Origin of the sequence: Paraburkholderia sp. JHI2823, from assembly GCF_038900695.1 — a bacterium.
In the GTDB taxonomy this organism is placed as follows: Bacteria; Pseudomonadota; Gammaproteobacteria; order Burkholderiales; family Burkholderiaceae; genus Paraburkholderia; species Paraburkholderia mimosarum.
On sequence record NZ_JAYMRY010000044.1, the window covers coordinates 40,201 to 61,915 of the forward strand.

The 21,715-nt window shown below is 61.7% G+C and carries 16 protein-coding genes, 1 pseudogene and 1 riboswitch; of the genes and pseudogenes, 9 read left to right on the forward strand and 8 right to left on the reverse strand.

Going from position 1 to position 21,715, the window contains the following annotated elements:
* Positions 1–312: 312 nt before the first annotated feature.
* Positions 313–903 (reverse strand): LysE family transporter, encoded by a 591-nt coding sequence (locus VSR34_RS31735; protein ID WP_342964490.1) that lies wholly within the window; start codon positions 901–903, stop codon positions 313–315.
* A 100-nt stretch (positions 904–1,003) separates the two neighbouring features.
* On the opposite strand from VSR34_RS31735, the gene VSR34_RS31740 reads away from it, so the two are divergent.
* From VSR34_RS31740 to VSR34_RS31750, 3 genes and pseudogenes are all read left to right on the forward strand, one after another.
* Entirely contained in the window at positions 1,004–1,897 is an 894-nt protein-coding gene (locus VSR34_RS31740; protein ID WP_036020787.1) for a LysR family transcriptional regulator, read from the forward strand.
* A gap of 190 nt (positions 1,898–2,087) precedes the next feature.
* Positions 2,088–2,186: pseudogene (locus VSR34_RS31745) on the forward strand (LysR family transcriptional regulator); the annotation flags it as partial.
* A gap of 370 nt (positions 2,187–2,556) precedes the next feature.
* The gene (locus VSR34_RS31750; RefSeq protein WP_342964481.1) at positions 2,557–3,213 is read left to right on the forward strand and encodes a hypothetical protein; all 657 of its coding nucleotides are present in this window, start codon (positions 2,557–2,559) and stop codon (positions 3,211–3,213) included.
* Positions 3,214–3,293: 80 nt separating this feature from the next.
* On the opposite strand, the gene VSR34_RS31755 is transcribed toward VSR34_RS31750, so the two are convergent.
* The 3 genes from VSR34_RS31755 to VSR34_RS31765 all read right to left on the reverse strand — a co-directional run bounded on the left by VSR34_RS31755 (position 3,294) and on the right by VSR34_RS31765 (position 7,301).
* Positions 3,294–4,706, reverse strand: coding sequence for a DNA-binding protein (locus VSR34_RS31755; RefSeq protein WP_342964482.1), 1,413 nt, complete (start codon positions 4,704–4,706; stop codon positions 3,294–3,296).
* 284 nt (positions 4,707–4,990) lie between these two features.
* Positions 4,991–7,099 (reverse strand): EAL domain-containing protein, encoded by a 2,109-nt coding sequence (locus VSR34_RS31760; RefSeq protein WP_342964483.1) that lies wholly within the window; start codon positions 7,097–7,099, stop codon positions 4,991–4,993.
* A gap of 58 nt (positions 7,100–7,157) precedes the next feature.
* Entirely contained in the window at positions 7,158–7,301 is a 144-nt protein-coding gene (locus tag VSR34_RS31765) for a hypothetical protein (RefSeq protein ID WP_342964484.1), read from the reverse strand.
* Between the two features lie 321 nt (positions 7,302–7,622).
* Between VSR34_RS31765 and VSR34_RS31770 the strand changes: the two genes are divergently transcribed.
* Positions 7,623–9,470: an acyl-CoA dehydrogenase gene (locus VSR34_RS31770; RefSeq protein WP_342964485.1), complete on the forward strand. Its 1,848-nt coding sequence runs from the start codon at positions 7,623–7,625 to the stop codon at positions 9,468–9,470.
* A gap of 181 nt (positions 9,471–9,651) precedes the next feature.
* On the opposite strand, the gene ugpB is transcribed toward VSR34_RS31770, so the two are convergent.
* Both ugpB and VSR34_RS31780 read right to left on the reverse strand, forming a co-directional pair.
* Positions 9,652–10,998: a sn-glycerol-3-phosphate ABC transporter substrate-binding protein UgpB gene (ugpB, locus tag VSR34_RS31775; protein ID WP_342964486.1), complete on the reverse strand. Its 1,347-nt coding sequence runs from the start codon at positions 10,996–10,998 to the stop codon at positions 9,652–9,654.
* Between the two features lie 258 nt (positions 10,999–11,256).
* Positions 11,257–11,655, reverse strand: coding sequence for a VOC family protein (locus VSR34_RS31780; protein ID WP_342964491.1), 399 nt, complete (start codon positions 11,653–11,655; stop codon positions 11,257–11,259).
* Positions 11,656–11,932: 277 nt separating this feature from the next.
* Positions 11,933–12,053, forward strand: a riboswitch (yybP-ykoY riboswitch).
* Between the two features lie 152 nt (positions 12,054–12,205).
* On the opposite strand from VSR34_RS31780, the gene VSR34_RS31785 reads away from it, so the two are divergent.
* A complete protein-coding gene (locus tag VSR34_RS31785) occupies positions 12,206–13,204 on the forward strand; it encodes a sodium:calcium antiporter (RefSeq protein WP_342964487.1) in 999 nt (332 codons plus the stop codon).
* A gap of 7 nt (positions 13,205–13,211) precedes the next feature.
* Here the strand turns inward: VSR34_RS31785 and VSR34_RS31790 are convergent, their stop codons facing one another.
* Together VSR34_RS31790 and VSR34_RS31795 are read right to left on the reverse strand one after the other, a co-directional pair.
* Positions 13,212–14,300 (reverse strand): HPP family protein, encoded by a 1,089-nt coding sequence (locus tag VSR34_RS31790; RefSeq protein WP_028232500.1) that lies wholly within the window; start codon positions 14,298–14,300, stop codon positions 13,212–13,214.
* A 208-nt stretch (positions 14,301–14,508) separates the two neighbouring features.
* Positions 14,509–14,694, reverse strand: a complete 186-nt coding sequence (locus VSR34_RS31795) for a hypothetical protein (RefSeq protein WP_154671418.1) — start codon at positions 14,692–14,694, stop codon at positions 14,509–14,511.
* Positions 14,695–16,925: 2,231 nt separating this feature from the next.
* On the opposite strand from VSR34_RS31795, the gene VSR34_RS31800 reads away from it, so the two are divergent.
* The 4 genes from VSR34_RS31800 to VSR34_RS31815 form a co-directional block, all read left to right on the forward strand.
* Positions 16,926–18,299, forward strand: a complete 1,374-nt coding sequence (locus VSR34_RS31800) for a replication initiation protein (RefSeq protein ID WP_063625115.1) — start codon at positions 16,926–16,928, stop codon at positions 18,297–18,299.
* Between the two features lie 869 nt (positions 18,300–19,168).
* Positions 19,169–19,855, forward strand: a complete 687-nt coding sequence (gene parA, locus VSR34_RS31805; RefSeq protein WP_028214452.1) for a ParA family partition ATPase — start codon at positions 19,169–19,171, stop codon at positions 19,853–19,855.
* 31 nt (positions 19,856–19,886) lie between these two features.
* Positions 19,887–20,879 carry a ParB/RepB/Spo0J family partition protein gene (locus tag VSR34_RS31810; protein WP_342964488.1) on the forward strand — a complete coding sequence of 331 codons (993 nt, stop codon included), beginning with the start codon at positions 19,887–19,889 and terminating at the stop codon, positions 20,877–20,879.
* 502 nt (positions 20,880–21,381) lie between these two features.
* Positions 21,382–21,715 (forward strand): pyridoxal-phosphate dependent enzyme (locus tag VSR34_RS31815; RefSeq protein ID WP_342964489.1); only part of this gene is annotated, 334 nt, incomplete at its 3' end.

The window sequence follows — 21,715 nt, forward strand, 5'->3', positions numbered from 1 at the left end:
TGTGATCGAATCTAGTCTGACGCGCTCGCACCGTGAAACGAGTTTTTTAGGTCCTTCGCTTTACATTTACTGTTCTATCGGGACAACACCGCTGACGCACGAGCGGCCGGCTGTGCGTTTCGATCAGAATCAGGCCTGGTCGATCAAGACATCCACCATCAACCTGACGGGCTCGATCAGCACAACCAGGCATTAGTTACGCTCCCTTTCTCGCACCCGATCTCCAGATGTCCGCGCACGACGAAGACCTGACATGTTGGTCGAATGCGGTTTACAGATCGAATGATTCGGATAACGGATTGGTTGACTTATTCATCTCCATGTTTGAATTATGGATGCCGTAAGCAGTGCCCCCATCGCGAGATTGATGGTGCGCCAGTGTCCAGGTGTCCTCAAGAGCTGGGAGAGGAGAACTCCGAGCGAACACCACAACGCGAGCGACATACACGCGGCCACGCCGAACATGGTACCAAGCAGTATCGCGAGCCGGTTCGGAGTGCTCGCGAGCAGCGCGAACGACGCCGCTGCTCCGACTGTCACTGCCCAGCTTTTCGGGTTGAGCCACAGCAGCAGGCAACCCTTAACGAGCGTGATCGGCTGCGCGAGTCCTTTTCCTGCGTTGGGCGACCCACTATGTGCAATGCGCGACGCCAGCCACAGCAAATACGCAGAGCCGAGCGCTTTTACCCCCATCTGCAGTGACGGAAACTCAAGCAAAAGACCACCAAGCCCAAGCCCCGCGATGGCGGCGAGCGATGCCAAGCCTATTGAAATGCCGAGTATTAGCGGAATGGAACGCGAAAACCCGAAATTGGCGCCCGAAGCAGTGGCGAGCGTAGTCGCGCCACCGGGCGTCACTGTCGAGATGACGACAAAGAGAATGAGCGGCAGGATCGAGGTCATTAGTGCAATCCGGATGAGTGTGATCTGCACTGTAAGGACTGCCAGTGCTTTATAAAATCGAATAGTTTTGATGCCGTGCATTACGGTGCATAATGCATTCATGAGCCGAAACCTGGACATCGATCAGATCCGTACCTTTGTCGCCGTTGCCGACAGCGGTAGCATGACGGTTGCTGCGAATCTGCTGCACATGACGCAAGGCGCAGTGAGCCAGCGAGTGAAGCGCCTCGAAGACGAGCTAGATTGCCTTTTGTTCGTGCGCAAGACACGCAGACTGGAGCTGACTCGCCACGGCGAGCAATTCCTCGTCAAGGCTCGCCAGCTACTCCGGCTGAATGACGAAATCTGGACCGATATGACTGGCCGATCACTCCACGGTAGCCTGCGCGTAGGAGTGCCATACGATCTCGTAACGCCGCTTGCGCCCGTGATGAAGGCCTTCGCCGAAGCGCATCCGAAAGTAGAAATTTCGCTAGTATGTGTGGCGTCAGCGGAGTTAAGCGAGGCGGTGAATGGTGGTCGACTGGACGTGTCGCTGGTCGAATATGTTGCGAGCGAAGCCATAGGTGAAGTGATTCGCGTCGAACCGCTGGTATGGGTCACCGCGAATGGCAGTGACGCATCTCGGAAGCGGCCATTACCGGTGTCGATGGTGGATGAGCGCTGCGCGTTTCGTCCGGTGGTGCTCGGTGCGCTCGCGGATGAGGGCATCGCATGGCGCACGGTGTTTGAGAGCGGCAACGTCGAAGCGACTGCTGCAACAGTGCAAGCGGGCCTCGCAGTCACAGCGTGGCTTGCCTCCACCGTGCCCGCCAATCTGGAAGCACTCGCGCCTCACACAGCGGGTTTGCCCCCGCTCCCTGAGTTCGCGATCTGCCTGCAATTGCCCGCGACGGTTGCGCCTGCAGCGCAGGAATTCGCACGCTATGTGCGGAAGTCAATGTCGAATGGCACAGCCACCGCGCACGGGCGTATCGAGAAGGCGGCTACGTGATTGATCGAACGCAAATCGTTCACCTCTAGCGCCTCGCGAGCGCACATTCCGCAGCCAAGGCTCGATGCATGCGAGGCATACCGCTCGCCTCATTAGAAGTACACCTAACTGATACGCCCCGCCCTTCCTTTGACGACTTTGTCCCAATGCGGCTGCCTTACTATGAGAGGAGCCGAATACCTATAATATCCGCCTCGTCGACCGCAGCGCTCGCCGCTTGCGATTCCCGGAAAAGGGAATGCTGCTGTGTCAGCGCGGCGCACACCTCGTGACACAGATTGACACGCTGTTGCCCCCAAGAGACGAGAGCGGCGTGCCGTAGCCCTCACACCCGGACTGCAGTTATCGGCCTCGAAGGTGTCGTTCGGTGCTTGATGACAGAAGCTCCGCGTTGGGTCCTGCTTCGGCCGCTTGCATCCGCAGGCGGTCGGCCATCAAGCGTCAGTTGCACGCATGGCTGTTCCCACAGTCAGGCGTCGGCTACGCCCGGAGACTCGCCCTTCGACGACGCGCAGAGGGGGTCTCAAATGGGAACATCATTCGATCATTTGCAGCCTTCAGCGGCTTCACTGTACGCTTGAGCAAGCTGGCACCCCAAAAAGGGGCTCGACGCCAACTCGCAGATGCGGCGGTTTCTCCACGCAAACCAGGGAAATCAAATGAGACCATTTGGCAAACGAATGACCGGGGGTTCGACACGTTGGCGTTGGCCCGATAAAATAAAATACTCGCCTGGTGGCCGCAAGGCCGCTCCGAACAATCCGCAATCTTCGAGCGTGTGGATTGATTCATTCTCAAAGCTATCTGCAGGTATTCAGAGTTTAGCGGTTGTTATCGGGTTAATGATTGGTGCATGGTGGGCCTTGCAGACGTTCATTTTCCAGAATCCCGCGTACTATGAACAGGGTAGAGAAGTAGTCGGCGCCGAACCGGATTTCGTTCGGGCAGATCTATCAGTCCTTCCGCTGGACCCGGTGACAAGGCAGTATGAAGTTACCTTGACGGTTCACAATGCGAGCAAGACCCTGAGTCAGCTGGTAAAACCTGATCTCTTCGTGATCACGTTTTTTAAGCCTACCGAAAAAGAAACGCACACCGCTCATTTCATGTCTCGATCGAATTTCGACGCCGAAATCGACGTCCCCGCCGGCGAATCACGGGACTTTCGATATCTCGCCGAGTTTCCAGGCGATGGCACCTACATATTGGAAATCAATCTTTGCGAAGAACAGCACCATAACTGCCTTGCGCAAAAAATGGTTCACGTATCGCCAAAGGAAATTAATGCGGCCAGTCTGTCTTCGAGCTCGTTTTGAATTTTTGTTGAATGACGACGGCGCGAGAAAACGCCCGATGTGGACGCGACGCGCCGTCGATCATGGACTCGGCCGCATCGTCAGGCGGGCGCGTTTTCGGCGGCCAGCCTGGTCACCATGCCGGTCTTGGTATCGTACCGGTAGCCTTGCTGCTCGAGATGAGCGCTGATCGCTTCGACGACCACCTGCTGCTGGGACTCCTTGAGCAGCAATTCATGCTCGGGCGCGACCTGGCCCAGCTCGGCGGCGAGACGGCGGCTCAACGACGCTTCGCCCGCGCTGCGCGCCTGGACGACGAGCGCCTTTTCGTTGGCCTGGGCCAGTTGCTGCTTCAGTCCGTTCGCATACTCGGACCACCTCTTGATGTTCTCGCGCGCTTCGGCGATCTGCCTGGCGTGCGCTTCGGCCTCGCGCGCGAGCTGCGCCTTCAGCGCTTCGACTTCTTCCGGATCGGCAGCGGCAGCGGTCGGCGACGCCTCGGCTGCGCCATCGTCCGTTGCGCTCTCCGCCGTGCTCTGAGCGAGTTCGTCTGCGCGCCGCTGAGCCGCGTCGGCGCACGCCTGCGCCTCGCTCAAGCTGGCCGAGAGCCGGGCGATTTCGGCGGCGTCGGCGCTGCGCTCATCGGTCAGGGTCGCAAGCTGCGCCTCAATATTCCGCAATTCGGTCGCGGCGGCATCTCGTGCAGCCTGGGCGCCGGCAACCTCTTCCCGCTGCGCCGCGTGCGCGTCCTGCTCGGCCTGCAGGGCCGCGCGAATCGACTCCAGCTCGCCTTCGAGGCGGGCCACCGTTTCGGAATGCGTCGCTTCCAGTGCCGCGCGCTCCGCTTCGTCGTTCTGGCTCGCAACGAGTTCGGCTTGTTCGCTCACCTCGCCCTCACCGGTTGCCGCTTCGGTCGCCTGGCGGGCATGCGCTTCACGCTGGGCGGCCAGTTCCGCGACGGCGCCCTCCAGCTCCGCTTCGAGCGCCGACACGCGCTCCGCAAGCGCCTCGGCGCGTTGCTCCGCAGCGTCGGCCCGTTGCATGGCGAGCGCGATGTCCTCTTCCAGACCCGCCACGGCGTCGGCCTTCGTCTCGTACGCGTGGGTCATCTGATCGAGCTGGACTTGCAGGGCGTCGAGCTCCTGGACAGTGTTTTGCAGCTCTTCGAGCGCGTTGTCGCGCTCGTTGCAGGCATCCTCTACGCGCTCGCGCATCGAAATGAGGCGCCGCGCCACGGCCCGTTCAGCCTCGTCCTGCGCCGACGTCCACAGCCGGTCGAGCGCTTCGCGCATCGTGTCGGTCACGGCTTCCGGCAACGCCGGGCGCTCCACGGCCTGCGGCACGCGCGGCGCGCGTTCTTCGCGCCACTTGCGCAGTGACGCAGCCACCGCGACCACCGAACCGGTGTGGACTTCGGACCAGATGGCCATTGGAGACACCTTCTGGCCCTCGTCTGCCATCCGGTCCGCGATTTCAGCAACCAGTTCGTCCGTGATCGTAATGCTGCTTGACATATCTGCCTCGATAAGTGCGGGTGCGTTTGAACAGATTGTCGGTTACCTGCCTCACGGTTAATCGACCGAAAAGCCGGGGTTAAGGGAGGGTGTTCATGGGATTGCGCCGCCTGGCGCGGATCGCTTCCAGGCCGCGGCCAGAAGCACGGCTGGGAGCCGTCATGGCGGAGCGGCGCCCCCTTCCGGCGCACGCGTGATGGAGTCCGTCGCACGTGGTCGCGTCGCTCAGCGGCGCTTCGTGAGCTACGGCGCAACCGAAATAGCGAGGCAGCGCAGGAAGCGCTTCAGCCCTGCCCCATCTGGATCGCCTGCTCGTCGTCGGTCTGCAGCGAAAGCTGGCCGCTCGCCACGATCTGGCTGAGCGGCGCCGGGCGGCCCAGCAGGAAGCCCTGCACTTCGTCGCAGCCTTCGTCGGCGAGCAGGGAAAGCTGTTCCTTGGTCTCGATGCCTTCGGCCAGCACGGGAATGCCGAGGCTCTTGCCGAGCGCCAGCACCGCGCGAATGATCGCCGTCGCCTCACGGCTCGACTCGGACTCGCTCACGAACGACTGGTCGAGTTTGATCTTGTCGAACGGGAACGAACGCAACGTGTCGAGCGACGAACAGCCGGTGCCGAAGTCGTCCAGCGCCAGTTTCACGCCGATCGTCTTGATTCGCTGCAGCACGTCGAGCGAGCGGGCGCGGTCCGCGAAGATGGCCGATTCGGTGAGTTCCAGCTCCAGCCGCTCGGGCGCGAGCCCGGTTTCCACCAGCACGGTCTCCACGAGCTTGGGCAAGTCCGCATGCGCGAATTGCACGGGCGAAAGGTTCACGGCCACCTTCACCGGCGGTGACCACGCAACGGCGCGCGAGCAGGCCTCGCGCAGCACCCATGCACCTATGCCAAGAATGAGACCGTTTTCCTCCGCGAGCGGAATGAATCGCGCCGGCGAAATGAAGCCGAGGCGCGGATGCTCCCAGCGCAGCAGCGCTTCATAACCGCACACTTCGCCAGTCGCAACGGAAGTCTGCATCTGGTAGTGCACGCTCAACTGCCCGCGCGCAAGCGCCTCGCGCAGATCGTGCGTGAGCGAGCGGCGCGCCCTCGCAACCTCGTCCATCGCGGGCTCGTAAAAGCACACCGAGTGCGAGAGGTCCGACTTCGCCCGGTACATGGCGAGGTCGGCGTTGTTGATGAGCACCGTCTTGTTCGTCGCGTCGTCCGGGTAGATGGCGACGCCGAGGCTCGCGCCCGATAGCACTTCCGCATCGTCGTAGCGCACGGGGCGGTACAGCGCGTCCTGGAGGCGCGAGAGCAAATCCCCGAGTTCGTCGCGCGTGTTGAAACGCATGAGCGCGACGAACTCGTCGCCGCCCACGCGCGCAACGAATTCTCCCTCGCGCACGAGGCTCGCCAGACGCCGTGCGAGGATGCGCAGCACCTCGTCGCCCGCGTGATGGCCGTGCAGGTCGTTGATTTCCTTGAAACGGTTGAGGTCGATGCCGATCAGCGCGAGCTTGCGGGTGTCTTGCGTGCGGGCCAGTTCCGCGTCGATGCGCGCGTTGAAGCTCGCGCGATTGGGCAGGCCGGTGAGCATGTCGCTCATCGCCATCGTGCGCAGATGCTCGACCGATTCGGCGCGCACGCTGTCGTCGAGCAGAAAGCTCACGCAGCCGGCGCCCGCGATCACGAACGCCATGCAGGCCACGGCAAGCGCGAGCGCCTGCAGCGCCGCCGGGTTCGAGAAATGCCCGCCGATCGCGAGTGGCTCGACCTGGAACGCCGTCATGCCGCTGAAGTGAAGCGCGGCGATGGCGAGCGCAAGCACGACCGCCACACGGCGGGCTGGCGCATTGGTGCTCGCACGCATGCTGGCCGCGTTGTCTTGTGCTCGAGCGGCGGCCGCGCCGGCCAGATGCAATGCAAGCGCGCTGATCGCCACCGCGAGCACGAGCGATATCGCGATCCAGCCGCGATGCCAGATGACGATGCCTTCCACGCGATAAGCGAGCATGCCGGCGTAGTGCATGAGCGCGACCGCCAGGCCGACGATCGCGCCGCCCAGCGCGGGCGCCACGCGTGTGAGCCGTTGGGTGACCGGGCTCGTGGCAATGACGAAGCCCGCAAAGCTGCCCGCGAGCGCGATGAGCAGCGACGCGATGGTGAGCACGGGATCGAAGGCGACCGGCACGCCGGGCTCGAAGCCGAGCATGGCGACGAAGTGCGTGCACCAGATATCGGCGGCGGCGACCACGGCCGCGATAAACGACCAGCCGATTCGCTGCAGCGCATGCGTGGAAAACGCGCGCAAGACGAGCCGCGCCGTAACCCACGAACCCGCACCGCAGATCAGCAGCGCAACGACGACGAGCCACAGGTTGTGCTTGTAGACGACACAGCCCAGAACGCTCATAACGGCAAGGTCTCCTTGTTCACGGCTTGTTCACCCCCCGGGGCGTCGTGCCACGCTATCACGACGAAGCGACGAGCCCGAACACGTCTCGCAGCTTCGCGCTCGTCGCTTGCAACGAGAAAAACGCGGCGGCACGCTTGACGACGCGTAGCGAGCCGGGCAGCCGAAGCGACTGCGCGCGGCGAGGCAAGTCTGCCAGCATGAGCGACACTTGAATCAGGATGCAAAGTCGAAGCGGGCGTTATGTGAACGTTAGCGCGGAAGTGGCCGGCGGCTCTCGATGCACGCGAATCAATCGCGCGGCGAAAGAACCACTGCGTCAACGTGGGCGCCACTCGTTGGCGGGTGCAGCGAAAGAATCGGAACCCGCGCACGAGTTTACGGCAGTGGACCGCGAAACTTCAGGAAGCCCTTTGCATGACAGGCATTTGCAAACTCCAGACTGCTGAAAATACCAATAGTACGGTCGTTCTATTTTCGGTAGGCTGCCCGTCTTCTCTCCATGATGCGAGACCGTTCCACCATGTCGCTGATCCTTTCCCGCCGCGATCTCAACTTTCTGCTTTATGAATGGCTCGATGTCGAGAGCCTCACGCGCATCGGGCGCTATGCCGACCACGCGCGCGAGACTTTCGACGCCGCGCTCGACACCTGCGAGAAGATCGCCACCGACCTGTTCGCGCCTCACAACAAGAAGAACGATCAGCACGAGCCGCAGTTCGACGGCGAAACGGTGACGATCATTCCCGAGGTGAAGGCAGCACTCAAGGCGTTCAGCGAGGCAGGCCTGATGGCCGCGGGCCAGGACTATGAGTACGGCGGCATGCAGTTGCCGCTCGTCGTCGAGAAGGCGGGCTTCGCGTGGTTCAAGGGCGCGAATGTCGGCACGAGCGCCTATCCGTTTCTCACCATCGGCAACGCGAACCTGCTGCTCGCCCATGGCAGCGCAAAACAGATCGATACGTTCGTGCGGCCCGAACTGGAAGGCCGCTACTTCGGCACAATGTGCCTTTCCGAGCCGCAGGCCGGCTCGTCGCTCTCGGACGTCGCCACGCGCGCCGACTTCGAGTGTGAGTCGCCGCTCGGCGCGCAATACCGTTTGCGCGGCAACAAGATGTGGATCTCGGGCGGCGAGCACGAGCTTTCCGAAAACATCGTGCACCTCGTGCTCGCGAAGATTCCCGGACCCGACGGCAAGCTCATTCCCGGCGTGAAAGGCATCTCGCTTTTCATCGTGCCCAGGTATCTCGTGAACGAGGACGGCTCGCGCGGCGAGCACAACGACGTCGTGCTCGCGGGCCTCAATCACAAGATGGGGTATCGGGGCACGACGAACTGCCTGCTGAACTTCGGCGAAGGCACGAAGCATACGCCGGGCGGCCGTGCGGGCGCGATCGGGTATCTCGTGGGCGAGCCGCATCATGGACTCGCCTATATGTTCCACATGATGAACGAGGCGCGCATTGGCGTGGGGCTCGGCGCGACGATGCTCGGCTACACCGGTTATCTGCATGCACTCGATTACGCACGCAACCGCCCGCAGGGGCGTTCCCTGGGCGCGGCCGGCAAGGATCCCGCGTCGCCCCAGGTGAGGCTCGTCGAGCACGCCGACGTGCGCCGCATGCTGCTCGCGCAAAAAAGCTACGTGGAAGGGGCGCTCGCGCTCAACCTCTGGTGCGCGAAGCTCGTGGACGAAGCAAACGCGGCAAGCGGCGCCGAGCGTGAGCCGCTCGCGCTGCTGCTCGACCTGCTCACGCCCATCGCGAAGAGCTGGCCCTCGCAATGGTGTCTCGCAGCGAACGATCTCGCCATTCAGGTGCATGGCGGCTACGGCTATACGCGCGAGTACAACGTCGAGCAGTTTTATCGCGACAATCGTCTCAATCCGATCCATGAAGGCACGCACGGCATTCAGGGACTCGACCTGCTCGGCCGCAAGGTCGTCGTGAAGGACGGCACGGCGCTCAAGATTTTCATGGAGCGCGTAGAGGCCACGCTCGATCGCGCGCAGGCTTCGGGCACCGCCGGCGATGCCGCCCACGCGCGCGCGCTCCAGGCGGCGCTGCAGCGCCTGGCGGAGGTTACGCGCCAGCTTTGGGCAGCGGGCGATCTGGCGGTGACGCTCGCCAATGCGTCCGTCTACCTGGAAGCGTTCGGCCATGTGGTCATGGCGTGGGTGTGGCTCGAACAGGCGCTGGTCGCGCGTACGGCGCTCGCGAAGACGAGCGGCGAAGACGCGGACTTCTATCGCGGCAAGCTGGCCGCCGCGGCTTACTTCTTCGCGTGGGAGCTACCGAAGACGGGCGCGCAGTTCGATCTGCTCGCCTCGCTCGATCGCACCACGCTCGACATGCAGGACGCGTGGTTCTAAACGCGCTGCCTGCCCCTTCGGCTGCGAGTGGCGGCGCGCCGCCATCGCACTGCGGGCGGCCCGCTACCTTGCCGACAAAAGCACAGCGCCCCGAAGGACTGGACCGGAGTCCGCTCCCGGGGCGCTGTCTATCCGTCGCGAGGCAGGCGTCACTCCGTCGCGTCACCTCGTCCGCTACGGGTTAGTTCGCTGCCTGCTGCTCGAAACGCCGGAGCAGCTCGTTGCCGCGCGAATTGGCCGAGTCGAGTGCCTGCTGCGGCGTCTTGCTGCCCGTCCAGACCTGTTCGAGCTCTTCGTCCACGATCGTGCGGATCTGCGGCATGTTGCCGAGGCGCAGCCCCTTGGTCCACTGCAGCGGCGGTTTGTTGAGCATTTGCTTCGTGGCCGTATCCGCGCCCGGGTGTGATGCGTAAAAGCCCTGCTGCTGCGTGAGTTCGTAGGCTGCCTTCGTCACCGGGAGATAGCCCGTGTCCTGATGCCACTTCGCTGCGACGGCCGGCGAGCTCAGGTAGGCGAGGAACTTCGCGACGCCCTTGTAGACCTCGGGATTCTTGCCGCCCAGCACCCACAAGCTCGCGCCGCCGATGATGGCGTTCTGCGGCGCGCCCTTCACGCTCGGGTCGTACGGCATCATGCCGGTGCCGAAGTTGAATTTCGCATACTTCTGCACGTTCGCAAGCGCGCCCGACGAGCCCATCATGATGCCGCAATCGCCGCTATAGAACTTGGCGGTGGCTTCGTCCTTGCGGCCCACGTAGGTGAACGTGCCCTGCTTCGCCATGTTCTGCAGGAAGGCAATGTGCGCGACCTGCAGCGGCTTGTTGATTTCCAGCTGCGCGTCGAGCCCGTCGAAGCCGTTGTTGCGCGTCGCGATCGGCGCGCCATGCCATGCGCTGTAGTTCTCGATCTGAATCCAGCCCTGCCAGCCCGTGGTGAAGCCGCAGTTCATGCCCGAGGCCTTGAGCTTCGCGGCGGCCTCGGCGACTTCGGGCCAGGTCTTCGGGGGCGCCTCGGGCAGGCCAGCCTTCTTGAAGGCGTCGCGGTTGTAGTAGAGCACCGGTGTGGAGCTGTTGAACGGCATCGACACTAGATGGCCTGTCTTCGCGTCGCTGTAGTAGCTCGCGATGGTCGGCACGAACGCCTTTTCGTCGAGCGGCACGCCGGCCGTCTTCATCACGTCGTACACGGGCAGCACGGCCTTTTTCGCGTTCATCATCGTAGCGGTGCCGACTTCGTACACTTGCAGGATCGCGGGCGCGTCGCCACTGCGATACGCCGCGATGCCGGCGGCGAGCGTCTGGTCGTAGGTGCCCTTGAAGACGGGCACGATCTTGTATTCGCTCTGCGACGCGTTGAACTGCTGCGCGATCGCGTTCACGCGCTCGCCAAGTTCGGACTCCATGGCATGCCAGAACTGGATTTCGGTGGCGGCATGCGCGGCCTGCGCCCCGCCCGCGAGCAGCAAGGCGGTCACGAGCGTGCGAAAGCGGCCGCGCGAAGCTGCGCGTCGTATCTTGTGCATTTTCATCTGGGTCTTCTTCCTGTTATTGATCGTCGTCCCCGCGAAGGCGCGCTGATCACGCCTCGCTCGGGACTTTGGTTCAGGACTTCGCTTTTCGACTTCGACTTCGACTTCGATACGCCGGGCCGTCCGCCGGCGATCGCGGTTGCATTGCCTTCCTGCGACCGCGCGCAACCCTTCAGCACCCTCGGCCCAAGGCCGGGCAAGCGTAGCACAGCGTATCGGACACTCGTGTGATGCGCCCTCCGATGGCCCGTCGCCCGGTCAAGTGTCGGCCGGATCGTGACAGCAAACACAGAGCTTGTTGCCTTCGGGGTCGCGAAAGTACGCGCCGTAGTAGTTCGCGTGATAGTGGGGGCGCAGGCCTGGCGCGCCTTCGTCCGTGCCGCCATGCGCGAGCGCGGCGGCGTACGCCGTGTCCACCGCATCACGCGAAGGCGCAAGCAGCGCGACCATCTGCCCATTGCCGGGCTGCGCAGCGTTGCCGTCCCACGGCCGGCCGACCAGAAAAAGCGGCCGCGCCACACCGGGCTCCATCCAGCCCGCCCAAGGGTAGTCGGGCTCGCAGAATTTCAGCGCGAAGTCCAGCGTTTGCATGATCGGCGAATAGAACCTGAAGGCCCGTTTGAAATCGTCCACCCCGATGTATACATGCGAAATCATTGCCATCCGCTGCTCCATTTCTCACGCAAGCACCCAGAGTACCTGGCTATGCTAAACGACTATCAAGCTATACCGAAGAAAAAATGCGCCGCCGCTGGGCAACGGCCTGTCTGGTTTTCACATCGTCCCGGCAAAGCGTTATGCATAATCGCCGCTGGCTGTCGGCCGACTTCACAGGCAGGCGATGAGGGATTGCCGACGTGCGCCACATTCCCGTCCCGCCTGGCGGTCGAGCGCGCCCAAAATCGTTCGCCGCCACGAACTTCGGCTATAATCGCCCCCTGTCTTAGGGGAGTAGTCTGCAGCGCCTGCTCGGGCGTTGCGCCGCCGTCAACATAATTGGTGCGAGTGCACCATGGCGTCGGCAGCCGTGTTGCAAATCACTGCAATGCGCGGCCTGACGAGACCTATGACGTTTTCCCTTACACCCGGGCCGGGCGAAGGGATGCGTCATGGTTTCGGTGCCCGGCTCGCAGATAACGGCAAAAACAATGATTCGCCCCCCGCATAGCGCCACGCATCGTCCCCTGTCCGCCTCGGAGCGCTCGTCATGATCCTGACGTTCGCGCTCCTCATTGCCTCGGCCGGCATCATCTATCTGTCCTGCGAGACCTTCGTCAACAGCGTCGAATGGCTCGGCAACAAGCTGAAGGTCACGCAAACCGCCACCGGCACGATTCTCGCAGCATTTGGCACCGCGCTGCCAGAGAGCGTTGTCACGTTGGTCGCCGTGGCGTTCGGCGGCGATCCTGCCCACAAGGAAATCGGCGTGGGCGCCGCAATCGGAGGCCCGCTCGCGCTCAGCACGATCGCGTACGCCGTCGTGGGCGTCGCGCTGCTCGCGACCGCCGCGCGCGTGGGCCGCGAGCGCGCAGCCATCGTCGATGTGAATACGCGCCGCCTGCGTCGCGACCAGTTGTGGTTCCTCGCGATCTTCGTCGCGAAGATCGCGCTCGGGCTCGTAATGTTCAGCTTCAAACCGATGCTGGGCGTGGCCTTCCTCGCCGCCTACGCGTTCTACTGCTGGAAGGAGCTTTCGGCCGAAGACGGCGGCGAAGTGGAAGGGGATCTCGAACCGCTGAAGCTGCGCCCGCACGACGACAATCCGGGCATGATGTGGATTCTGCTACAGACGATGGGCGCCCTCGTGGTGATCTTCGCGGCCTCGCATCTGTTCGTGCAGCAGATCGGCGCGGTGGGCCCCTGGCTCGGCCTGAGCCCCCAGTTGACGGCCCTGCTCTTCAGCCCGATCGCAACCGAGCTGCCCGAGATCATGAACGCGATCATCTGGGTGCGCCAGGGCAAGGAGCGGCTGGCACTGGCGAACATTAGTGGCGCGATGATGATCCAGGCCACCATCCCCACGGCGTTCGGGCTCTTCTTCACGCCCTGGCATCTCGGCACGCCGTCGATTCTTGCGGCCGTGACGACCATGGTCGCCATCCTGTTCCTGCAGTGGTCGTTTCGCGCACCGAAAGTGCGCAGCCGTCAGCTCACGCATGTCGGCTGGCTCTATGCGGTGTTCGCGGCGTTACTGTTCGTGGTGTGATGCGATCTCAGCCCGCGGCTGCGCCCTGCGCGGCGCCTGCGTGGTGATGGAGCCAGCGGATCATGTCCGAATGCCTGACTACGCCCACCAGCCTCCGGGCATCGTCCATCACCGGGATGTCGTGGTAGGCGTGCTCGATGAAGATCGGCACGAGATGCGCGAGCGGCGTGGCGCGATGGACTGCGTGCACGCCGGCCGCCATCACGGCCTCCACCGTTTCCTCGACGCGCGCCGACTCGCGCAGCACTGCGCGGCGCAGCCCGGCCCAGAAGCGCCTTAGACCCTCGGGCGGCGCCAGATCGCCGAGCGCGTGATGCGCGACCACGCCAACCACGCGGTCCATGGCGTCGACCACGGGCAGCGTCGAAGCGCCATGCCGGCGGAACATCTCGTGCGCAGCCCGTGCACCCATCGTCGCGGGTACGGCGGGACAACCCATCGACATGATCTCCTCACAAGTTAGTTGTTCGAACGATTTGCGCGGAGAATCGACCGGCTCCAGAAGGTGTTGTGTGAGCGTGGCAACCGGCAAGACTGCCGCCTCGGGCGTCGGGCGAAACGCCGCACGCGGATAGCGGTGTCCGGTCAAGGCGTGGAATGCAAGCGCGGCGCTAAGCAAGGCGATGGACTGGAATGCAATCGGCACGAGCACGAAGTGAAAGCCGAGCGCGTGGACAGCGGGCCCCCCGAGCACGGCGGTCAGCGCGACGGCGCCTGAAGGCGGATGCACGCAGCGGCACAGGAACATCACGCAGATCGCCAGCGCGACCGCCACGGAGGCCGAGGCGACCGGCGACGCGATCCATTGCGCGCACGCCACGCCGACCAGCGCAGAGACGAAGTTGCCGCCGAGAATCGACCACGGCTGCGCAAGGGGGCTGTCCGAGGCACCGAACAACAGCACCGCCGATGCGCCCATGGGCGCGACGAGCAGCGGAATGTCGCCAGCCGCGCCGAAGACCATGTGCGTGGCGAGCCCTGTGAAGGCAATACCGATGAGCGCTCCGCCGCAACGCCGTGCCCGCTCGCTCCACCGCGGCGCGGCCGGGTTGGGCACGAAACTCGTCAACCATTCGTAGATCGCGGTGCGGGTCATGGCTTGCTGGGCACTGACTGGTCGGGATATCGGCCAGATTACCGACGCACGCCACATATCAACAATTGATATTTTTGTGCATACATATAATTCATCCTGTATGCATGTTTGGCGTTCGGGAATTCCCAGCGTCGATTCCCTTCGGGAATTGCGAATCGAACGGCCTGGATCTATCTCATGAAGTCAGAGACTCGTTCGGCTCGGTCATTCACGTGAGTTCGTTGGACAGGAAGCTCCTCACAACGCGCGCAAGAATGGACTCCCCCATTTCGCAGGCAAACGCCAGGAACTGCGCGCTACGAACGGGACCATCGGCTTCCTTCGCGTCGCCCGGACCGCGGTGCATCACGAACTGGTTCGGGACGGACGGGATGGTCGGCAGGTGGGCGCGCATTCCACACTCCCCGCGCATGAAGTGCGCCAGGACTCCCGACCAATAAATGAACGCCCAGGTGACGGTGACCTGAAAGTAACACCCGTGGCTCGGGCGCTGTCAGGTAACCGGTTCCCACAAATGGTTACCTCTCACTGCTCGCTCAATGGCGCTCACCTGAGCGCGTGATTCGGTCGGATGCGCCATTCGAGTGCCGGCACCCGTTGTTGCCGCCGGATGGTTGCGAAGCCGCAGCGCGTTTGGGGCGCGCCGATCCAGGTTTGGTACCTGGCGACAGTGGACTCGTTGCAGTGCGCGCTTGAGTCAAGCAGCGACGCGCGAGCAACGTGCGCAGGTGCACGAGCGGCGCGCAGGCCGTTTGCAGTGCCATCGCACGGGCCGCACTTCGCGCATCCGGCGCTTGTCACTCGTCGAGTATCTGGTTTCAAGAGGTGGGCGGGAGAATGAATGGTCGGCTCGCGCACGAACCAACGACTTGGCGATCCTGATGCTGTCGTACCCAATCATTGGTTGTCGCTCTCGACGCATCGGCATCGCGGCAATGAAGAATGGATCATCTTCGTAAGTCTGTGGACGCACATCTTGTAGTGGACGAGCGGCCGCACGGGGGAGACGACGCGATTCCGCTGATACCAGGATCGCCCGGCAACGTCTCGCGGGCGTGTAGCGCCGCAAAAGCCTTCCGCAAGGCACGGCGTTCGCGGCAACCTTGCCGGGGAGTCAGGGCTGGGACTAGCGCGCATCCAGGTCACCGTTGCGTTTGACGCAGTGCACCTTAGGCACGATTGTCATCATCCCGGATGAAGGTCAATCGTGCACCTTGGCAGTTCCCATAGTTGGTGACCTGAGTGAGGTAACCGCTGGTGGTGGCCGTCCTTGGCTCGCGACGCAGATGCAGTGACGGCATCGTCCGATGCCGAGGCGCGAAATCGCTCCGCGTGAGCCCTGGTCGGCGTCGAGCCAGGTCCGGGCATAGGTCCCGGCTTCGAGGACGCCCACCGTATCCCATAGCCCGTTACCTTTGAGCCGGAAGAGCCCCATACGTTGAGACCATTAGGTATGGATTCGCATCAAAACAGCCACTTACGTCGTTAAGTGCATGTCGAATATCAGATGTAGCACGGTCAGGTGGCTGCCTATGGTGTCTGTAGAGCCTTTGTAGACCGGGAAGGTAACCAGGAATGGGACAACGGCAGTTGGTGACCACTCACATGCATTAAGGTCGCCGGTTTTGGGAGACGTCTTTCCTGGCGAGCGCGTGTTTCAGTGTTTACCTTTTACGCTTTAACAACTTTAGTAAACCTTTAGACGCCGCAAAGCCTTACCAGGCAAGGGTTTCCGGCCGATTTGGTGGCGGTTTATGGGATTTGAGGTACCGGGCATGGGAAGTTCGGGTTGTGGATATGGGACTTCGGTAGCCGAACATGGGGTTTGCAGGTTGTGGATATGGGGAGAAGGTCTCCCGCTGTGGGAAAAGCCCCGTTTTTGATCCGAGGTAGCGGGTTATGGGAAACGGAAAAGGTCGCCGCTTATGGGACGCGTCGAGCAACCGGCGCCTCATGATCGGTCCTCAGCCCGTAATTCGGGTGACCTGTTATGGGGGTTCCGTTTAGGTAACCGGTTATGGTGGTGTCTCGTCGGGAAGCCATGGATGCTTTCTGGATGGGAGAAGCGGATTCCCGCATGGAGCCTTGCTCCTGGTTGAAGGTTGCAAGGCTAAGGTAGCAGGCTATGGGATTTTCCATGGGTAACCGGTTATGGGTGCTCCGTGTAAGTCTGCGACTTTTGAGGCCTGTGGGCCTCAATCTTTGGGTCTCCAGTTATGGGAGCGGCTCGAGGTCACCACTTATGGGGGCTAGCGGCCGCTCCATGCAAACGAGCGCAGGCAGCCGCGAATCGGCGGAACGGCACATCGATAACTCCCATGGACGGTTACCTGTGGGAGACCTTGACGACAAGTGAGTACTTACATCCGCCATTGAGGTCGCTGATTATGGGAGATCGTTCGGCGCGATCTGTCGCAAAGGTATCTGGTTTTGGGATCGTGTGTGAGGCCGAGGGCAAGCGTCTGCAACGCGGTCAAGCGATCCACGGAATTGGGAATCGCCGCTTGTCAATGCTCATCGCGCCTCAATGTCGTCGTGCGTCACGATCGCGTTTGCGGCCTTGAGTCACCTGGTCGGTTGGTATACAGTTACCAACCGACCAGGTTCCCTTTCAACGTGGGTCATATGGCAAGAAAAAAGGCCGATGCCGGCGACGCCGACAAACAAGGTGCACTCATATTCCAGCAAGGCCAGCCGCCTGATCTGTTCCGCAAGGCCGTCCCGGCGATTCACATCGCACCAAAGTCCGGGTCGATCAGTTTGCAGCAGCGCAAGATGTTCAGTTCGCTGATCAAGAACGCTATTCGCCAGGATTCGCTCGAAGCCGGCCGCTCGTCGTTCGAGATCACGATCTCCGCCCTCTCCCAGGACGTCGATCTCAACAGCAACAACACTGAGTACGTCAAGGAAACGATCAACTCGCTCATCAGTACGGTCGTCAACTGGGACTACCTGACTCAGGATAAGCGCAGCATCTGGAAAGCATCGGGTCTGCTTGCCGGAGCCGAACTCGAGCGGTCGGTTTTGCGCTACACCTTCTCCGAGCAGATTCGCGGTGAACTGCTCAATCCTGAAATCTACGCGATGATCGATATGCGCATCACGCGTCAGTTCAGAAAGGCGCATTCTCTTGCACTGTGGGAAAACGTCGTCCGGTACGAAGCCGTGGGCATGACGGCGCGGTTTCCGCTCGCGACCCTGCGTGATCTGATCCTCGGCCAGGATACTTCGGCGCAATCTTACAAGCTCTACAAGCAGTTCAAGAGCCGCGTGCTGTTGCCCTGCATTAAGGAAGTCAACGAGATTTCGGATCACACGTTCGAACTCATCGAGCACAAGGTGGGACGCTCAGTCGTCGCCCTGCAGTTCCGTGTCGCTCGCAAGCCCGAGACCGATCCGTCGCAGGAATTGCGCGCAAACGAGACGCTGCTGATCGGCGAAATGTCGAAATTCAGCATCCCGGTTTCCGAAGCGCGGCGCTTGCTCAAGCAGTACGGCGACGAAAAGATTCGTACGGCGATCGCCTATACCGCTGCGCGCGTAGCGCAGAAAAACGCGGCGCCGCTGGCGAACGTTGCGGCGTACTTCCGCAAGGCGCTCATGCAGGGCTACCAGTTGCCCGGGGCCAATGCCGCAGCGCCCGCAGCCGACGCCGGCCGCGCACGCGAAAGCCAGGATCAGGTGAAGGACCGTTACATCGCAGCGAAGATCAACGAGGCGCGCGCCTACTTCAATGAACTCGAGTACGACGACCAGACTGCGCTGATCAAACGCTACAACGAGACTGTCGGCATGGACAAGCTCAAGGTCTCGACGGCGAAGGTACCGAGCAAGATGGCGTCGACGAATTTCTTCCGCTGGGTAGTGCTCGATACCTGGGGGCAACCGACCGCTGCTGACCTGCTCGAATTCCTCTTGAGTGGACAACAGGCGCCGGCGGCCGGCGAAGGCCAGCAGACTGTGGACGTCGAACTCGCTCTGAAGGCCCGAAACGAGTGAAATCGATCGAACAAAGGGAAAGCGGCTTCGGCCGCTCTTTTTTGCCCAACGCTTTCAGGGGATGGGAGAGCGCACGCTAGAATATTTTCGTAAATATAGCTACAAGAGATTTGTAGGCTTATATGGGCGTCGTGAAGTTTCGCGGACGCACCCTTATCGGACTACGGGGGTGTTCATTAAGATGACTTCACTATTGCATTGGGTTGACGGCGGTCTCCACGTGGAGATTGCTGGCGATCCCATCAAATGACAGCGCTCGAATTTCACACCCGGTCACCACTATCGGGACAACATTCCCGTGAGCGGTAGTGATTCGCTTGCGCGTCCCGCTTTCGCACAAAGGTGGAACCCTGCGAGCCAATCGATCCTCTCCACGTGGAGAACATTGATGAATGCCCAATCGGATCGATACCAATTCGTTGCAGCACCATCACACGATTGCCCATATGCGGTCTTCGAATCTCCACGTGGAGATTCGAATGCGTTTCCCAGTGCGGCCGGTACCAAGGGTTCTTCAATTGCCCTCGCGTATGTTGATTTTTACTACCGTCACACGCACAGCTAGCGGCAGCCAAGATCGAACGATTCCGCCGATAAGGCTCGATGTCGCTATCCGATCTCCACGTGGAGATAGTTGCTACGACACTCGCGCCGCTTCACGATCTAGTGGATCTCGGTGAGTGAGAGGGACGTCAGAGTTCGTCTCGCAGTTATCCGAACCGCCATCTGGTTGTGATGGGACAACGCTTGAGGCGGGAAATCCTAGAATTTACTTTAAGTTACCGCTAGACTCCCGAATGACTTGCTGGAGTCTCCACGTGGCGAGTGTGGAGATCTGCCCGCTGTTGAACAATTCCATGGAGAAGCGAATGGGTCTCGTGATAGCCGTAGCGAATCAAAAAGGCGGGGTTGGCAAAACCACGACCAGCATGAACCTGGCTGGGGCGTTTCAGGCCGAGGGCTATAAGGTGTATGTGGCCGATGCCGACGGGCAGCAATCGTGCATGAGCTGGTGCGCGGCGGCCGGACCCGAGACGCCTCTGCCATTCCGCGTTGGGAGCATTCACAAGCTCGAGAAAATGATCGGGCCGGAAATCTCAGCACTAGCGAATGACTACGACGTAGTCATCGTCGACTGCCCGCCCAACATCAATGACCTGACAACTGCGCGCGTTCTGGCCGTAGCCGATGCCACGATCATCCCAACCGATGCGTCGCCGATCGACATCTGGAGTAGCGAAGGGATGATGGAACTGGTCGAGCGCACCCGAGTTGCCAATCCGGCTGGTAAATTCGCGATTTTGCTGAATAAATCAAATTCAAAGACGCTTTTGCATACGCAGATGAGCGCCATCCTTGCGGAGAGCAATGTTCGGGTTTTCTCCGCCACCATCAAGCAACGCGAGCTTTATCGACAGACAGCAGCGCTTGGCCGCACGGTTTTCGATGTTCGGGGCGTGCGTGGGATGAAAGTCGCGAAGGACGAGATCAACGCGGTCTACAACGAAATCATTGCGCTGGTGCAGGAAGAAGAGGAGGTTGTCGATGGCCGCTAAGCTCAATTTCACCAGTAAGGTTCGTGCGGGCATGGCGGCCGAGCGCGCCTCGGCCGGAGAGCGTCTCGCCGAGGCAGATGTCGTCAACATCGCGCAACGGGACGCGGGCGCCCCCAACGCCCCGGACACCGTGGCAACGCCAGCCGCACCGCCATCGGACAGCGTCGACGCACCGCTTTCTTTGCATGCGGTCCGGAAAATCCCCGTCGACGATGTCGTCTCCAATCCCTACAATCCTCGCGCGTTCTACAGCGCCGAAACGATCGACGAACTGGCCGGGAGCTTTGCCACGCAAGGGCAAATTACCCCAATCCTGGTCACGAAACTCTCGGCGTTCCCCGGCCAATATGTAATCGTCGATGGCGAGCGCCGCATTCGCGCGGCACGTTCGCGCGGTGACAAGTTCATCGATGCCGATGTCCGCGAGGGCCTCGATAACCAGAACCTGTACCTGCGCGCCTATCACGCCAACAAGGAGCGCGAGGAGCAGACGGTATTCGACGACGCGCTCGCATGGAAGAAGTTGCTCGACGATCGAGTCTATGTCGACCAGGTCGAGCTGGGCGTGGCCGTGGGCGAAGACCCGAAGCACATCAGCAAGGTCATTTCGCTCACATCTCTGCCGCCTTATTTGCTTCAGCGAATGGCGCAGAATCGTAAGGACGTCGGGCTCGGACACGCCTACAACATCAAATTGATTTTTGATCGCGCGGGTGCAACGGTCGCGGAGCATTGGCTTCAGCAGGTGATCGAAGGAAAGGCGAGCGTGCGCAAGCTAGAGGCGGCGGCTTCGGCCGAAGCAGGCGCGCGCCGCGTTGGTCCGCGCCGCACGCATTACCAGTCTCGCGTTCAGTTCAGTCGCCCGGACGGCGTCGCGCTGGGCGAATTGAAACTGTTCGGTGACGGGCGTGCGGAATTGAGCCTGAAAGGTATCGCGGCCGCTGACCAGCAACGACTCGCGGAGCGTGTGAAGGCAGTGGTCGAGCAGTGGGCTTCAGAAATGGATACCTCAGGCGCGGAGTGAGTCTCACGCTCGTTTGCGGACGAGCAACAGGGAAGGGCGTTTAAAGCCCTTTTTTGTTCGCGGCGCAGCCAGCAAGATCGGCACGGGTCGAATGCGTGAAACAAGCCCGGCGGCCCAGCTGGGAAAAGAATTTCAAAAGAAATCAAAGGCTTAGTCGAGATTTCCGAGAATGTTTCACGAAAGATGAGCGCCGGGAGGAGATTAATCTGGATTCTTTGCGCGTCTTTCCCACAAGACATCCACCTCCTTGAGAAACGTATCAAATGAAACGTAACTTGTAGTAAATCATCAGTCGCTAAACGCTGGCAATTGACAGCTTTCGACCGCCAGGTCATTCTTGCTCAAATGAACTGCCACCCCGTTACGATCGCGCTGATTATTCGCACCATTCAACGAATGGTGGGTTAGCGTACGTCCGGCAGCAGTGACAACAACCCGCCCCACGAGGCGGGTTTTTTATTTCCGCCTCCTGGCCAAAACGAAAGTGAGTACAGGAGCCGTCATGCAGGTGCACCGAAACCATTCCGCCACCCACGCAAGCGAAGCCGCCGCGCGCGTGCAGTCCCGACACGTCGAAAGCGACTATCTCCGGAAAATCCTCACCGCCCGCGTCTACGACGTCGCCCGCGAGACCGAACTCGAACGCGCCCCGAACCTCTCGGCGCGCCTGCGCAACGCGGTGTTCCTCAAGCGCGAGGACAACCAGCCCGTGTTCTCCTTCAAGCTGCGCGGCGCCTACAACAAGATGGCGCATCTCACGCCCGCGCAGCTCGAGCGCGGCGTGATCACCGCCTCGGCGGGCAATCACGCGCAGGGCGTGGCGCTTTCGGCGGCCA

Bases quoted from the DNA above. Each gene is read 5' to 3' on its own strand.
- VSR34_RS31735 (WP_342964490.1), bottom strand. From the start codon at position 903: ATGACCTCGATCCTGCCGCTCATTCTCTTTGTCGTCATCTCGACAGTG.
- VSR34_RS31740 (WP_036020787.1), top strand. From the start codon at position 1,004: ATGAGCCGAAACCTGGACATCGATCAGATCCGTACCTTTGTCGCCGTT.
- VSR34_RS31750 (WP_342964481.1), top strand. From the start codon at position 2,557: ATGAGACCATTTGGCAAACGAATGACCGGGGGTTCGACACGTTGGCGT.
- VSR34_RS31755 (WP_342964482.1), bottom strand. From the start codon at position 4,706: ATGTCAAGCAGCATTACGATCACGGACGAACTGGTTGCTGAAATCGCG.
- VSR34_RS31760 (WP_342964483.1), bottom strand. From the start codon at position 7,099: ATGAGCGTTCTGGGCTGTGTCGTCTACAAGCACAACCTGTGGCTCGTC.
- VSR34_RS31765 (WP_342964484.1), bottom strand. From the start codon at position 7,301: ATGCTGGCAGACTTGCCTCGCCGCGCGCAGTCGCTTCGGCTGCCCGGC.
- VSR34_RS31770 (WP_342964485.1), top strand. From the start codon at position 7,623: ATGTCGCTGATCCTTTCCCGCCGCGATCTCAACTTTCTGCTTTATGAA.
- ugpB (WP_342964486.1), bottom strand. From the start codon at position 10,998: ATGAAAATGCACAAGATACGACGCGCAGCTTCGCGCGGCCGCTTTCGC.
- VSR34_RS31780 (WP_342964491.1), bottom strand. From the start codon at position 11,655: ATGATTTCGCATGTATACATCGGGGTGGACGATTTCAAACGGGCCTTC.
- VSR34_RS31785 (WP_342964487.1), top strand. From the start codon at position 12,206: ATGATCCTGACGTTCGCGCTCCTCATTGCCTCGGCCGGCATCATCTAT.
- VSR34_RS31790 (WP_028232500.1), bottom strand. From the start codon at position 14,300: ATGACCCGCACCGCGATCTACGAATGGTTGACGAGTTTCGTGCCCAAC.
- VSR34_RS31795 (WP_154671418.1), bottom strand. From the start codon at position 14,694: ATGCGCGCCCACCTGCCGACCATCCCGTCCGTCCCGAACCAGTTCGTG.
- VSR34_RS31800 (WP_063625115.1), top strand. From the start codon at position 16,926: ATGGCAAGAAAAAAGGCCGATGCCGGCGACGCCGACAAACAAGGTGCA.
- parA (WP_028214452.1), top strand. From the start codon at position 19,169: ATGGGTCTCGTGATAGCCGTAGCGAATCAAAAAGGCGGGGTTGGCAAA.
- VSR34_RS31810 (WP_342964488.1), top strand. From the start codon at position 19,887: ATGGCGGCCGAGCGCGCCTCGGCCGGAGAGCGTCTCGCCGAGGCAGAT.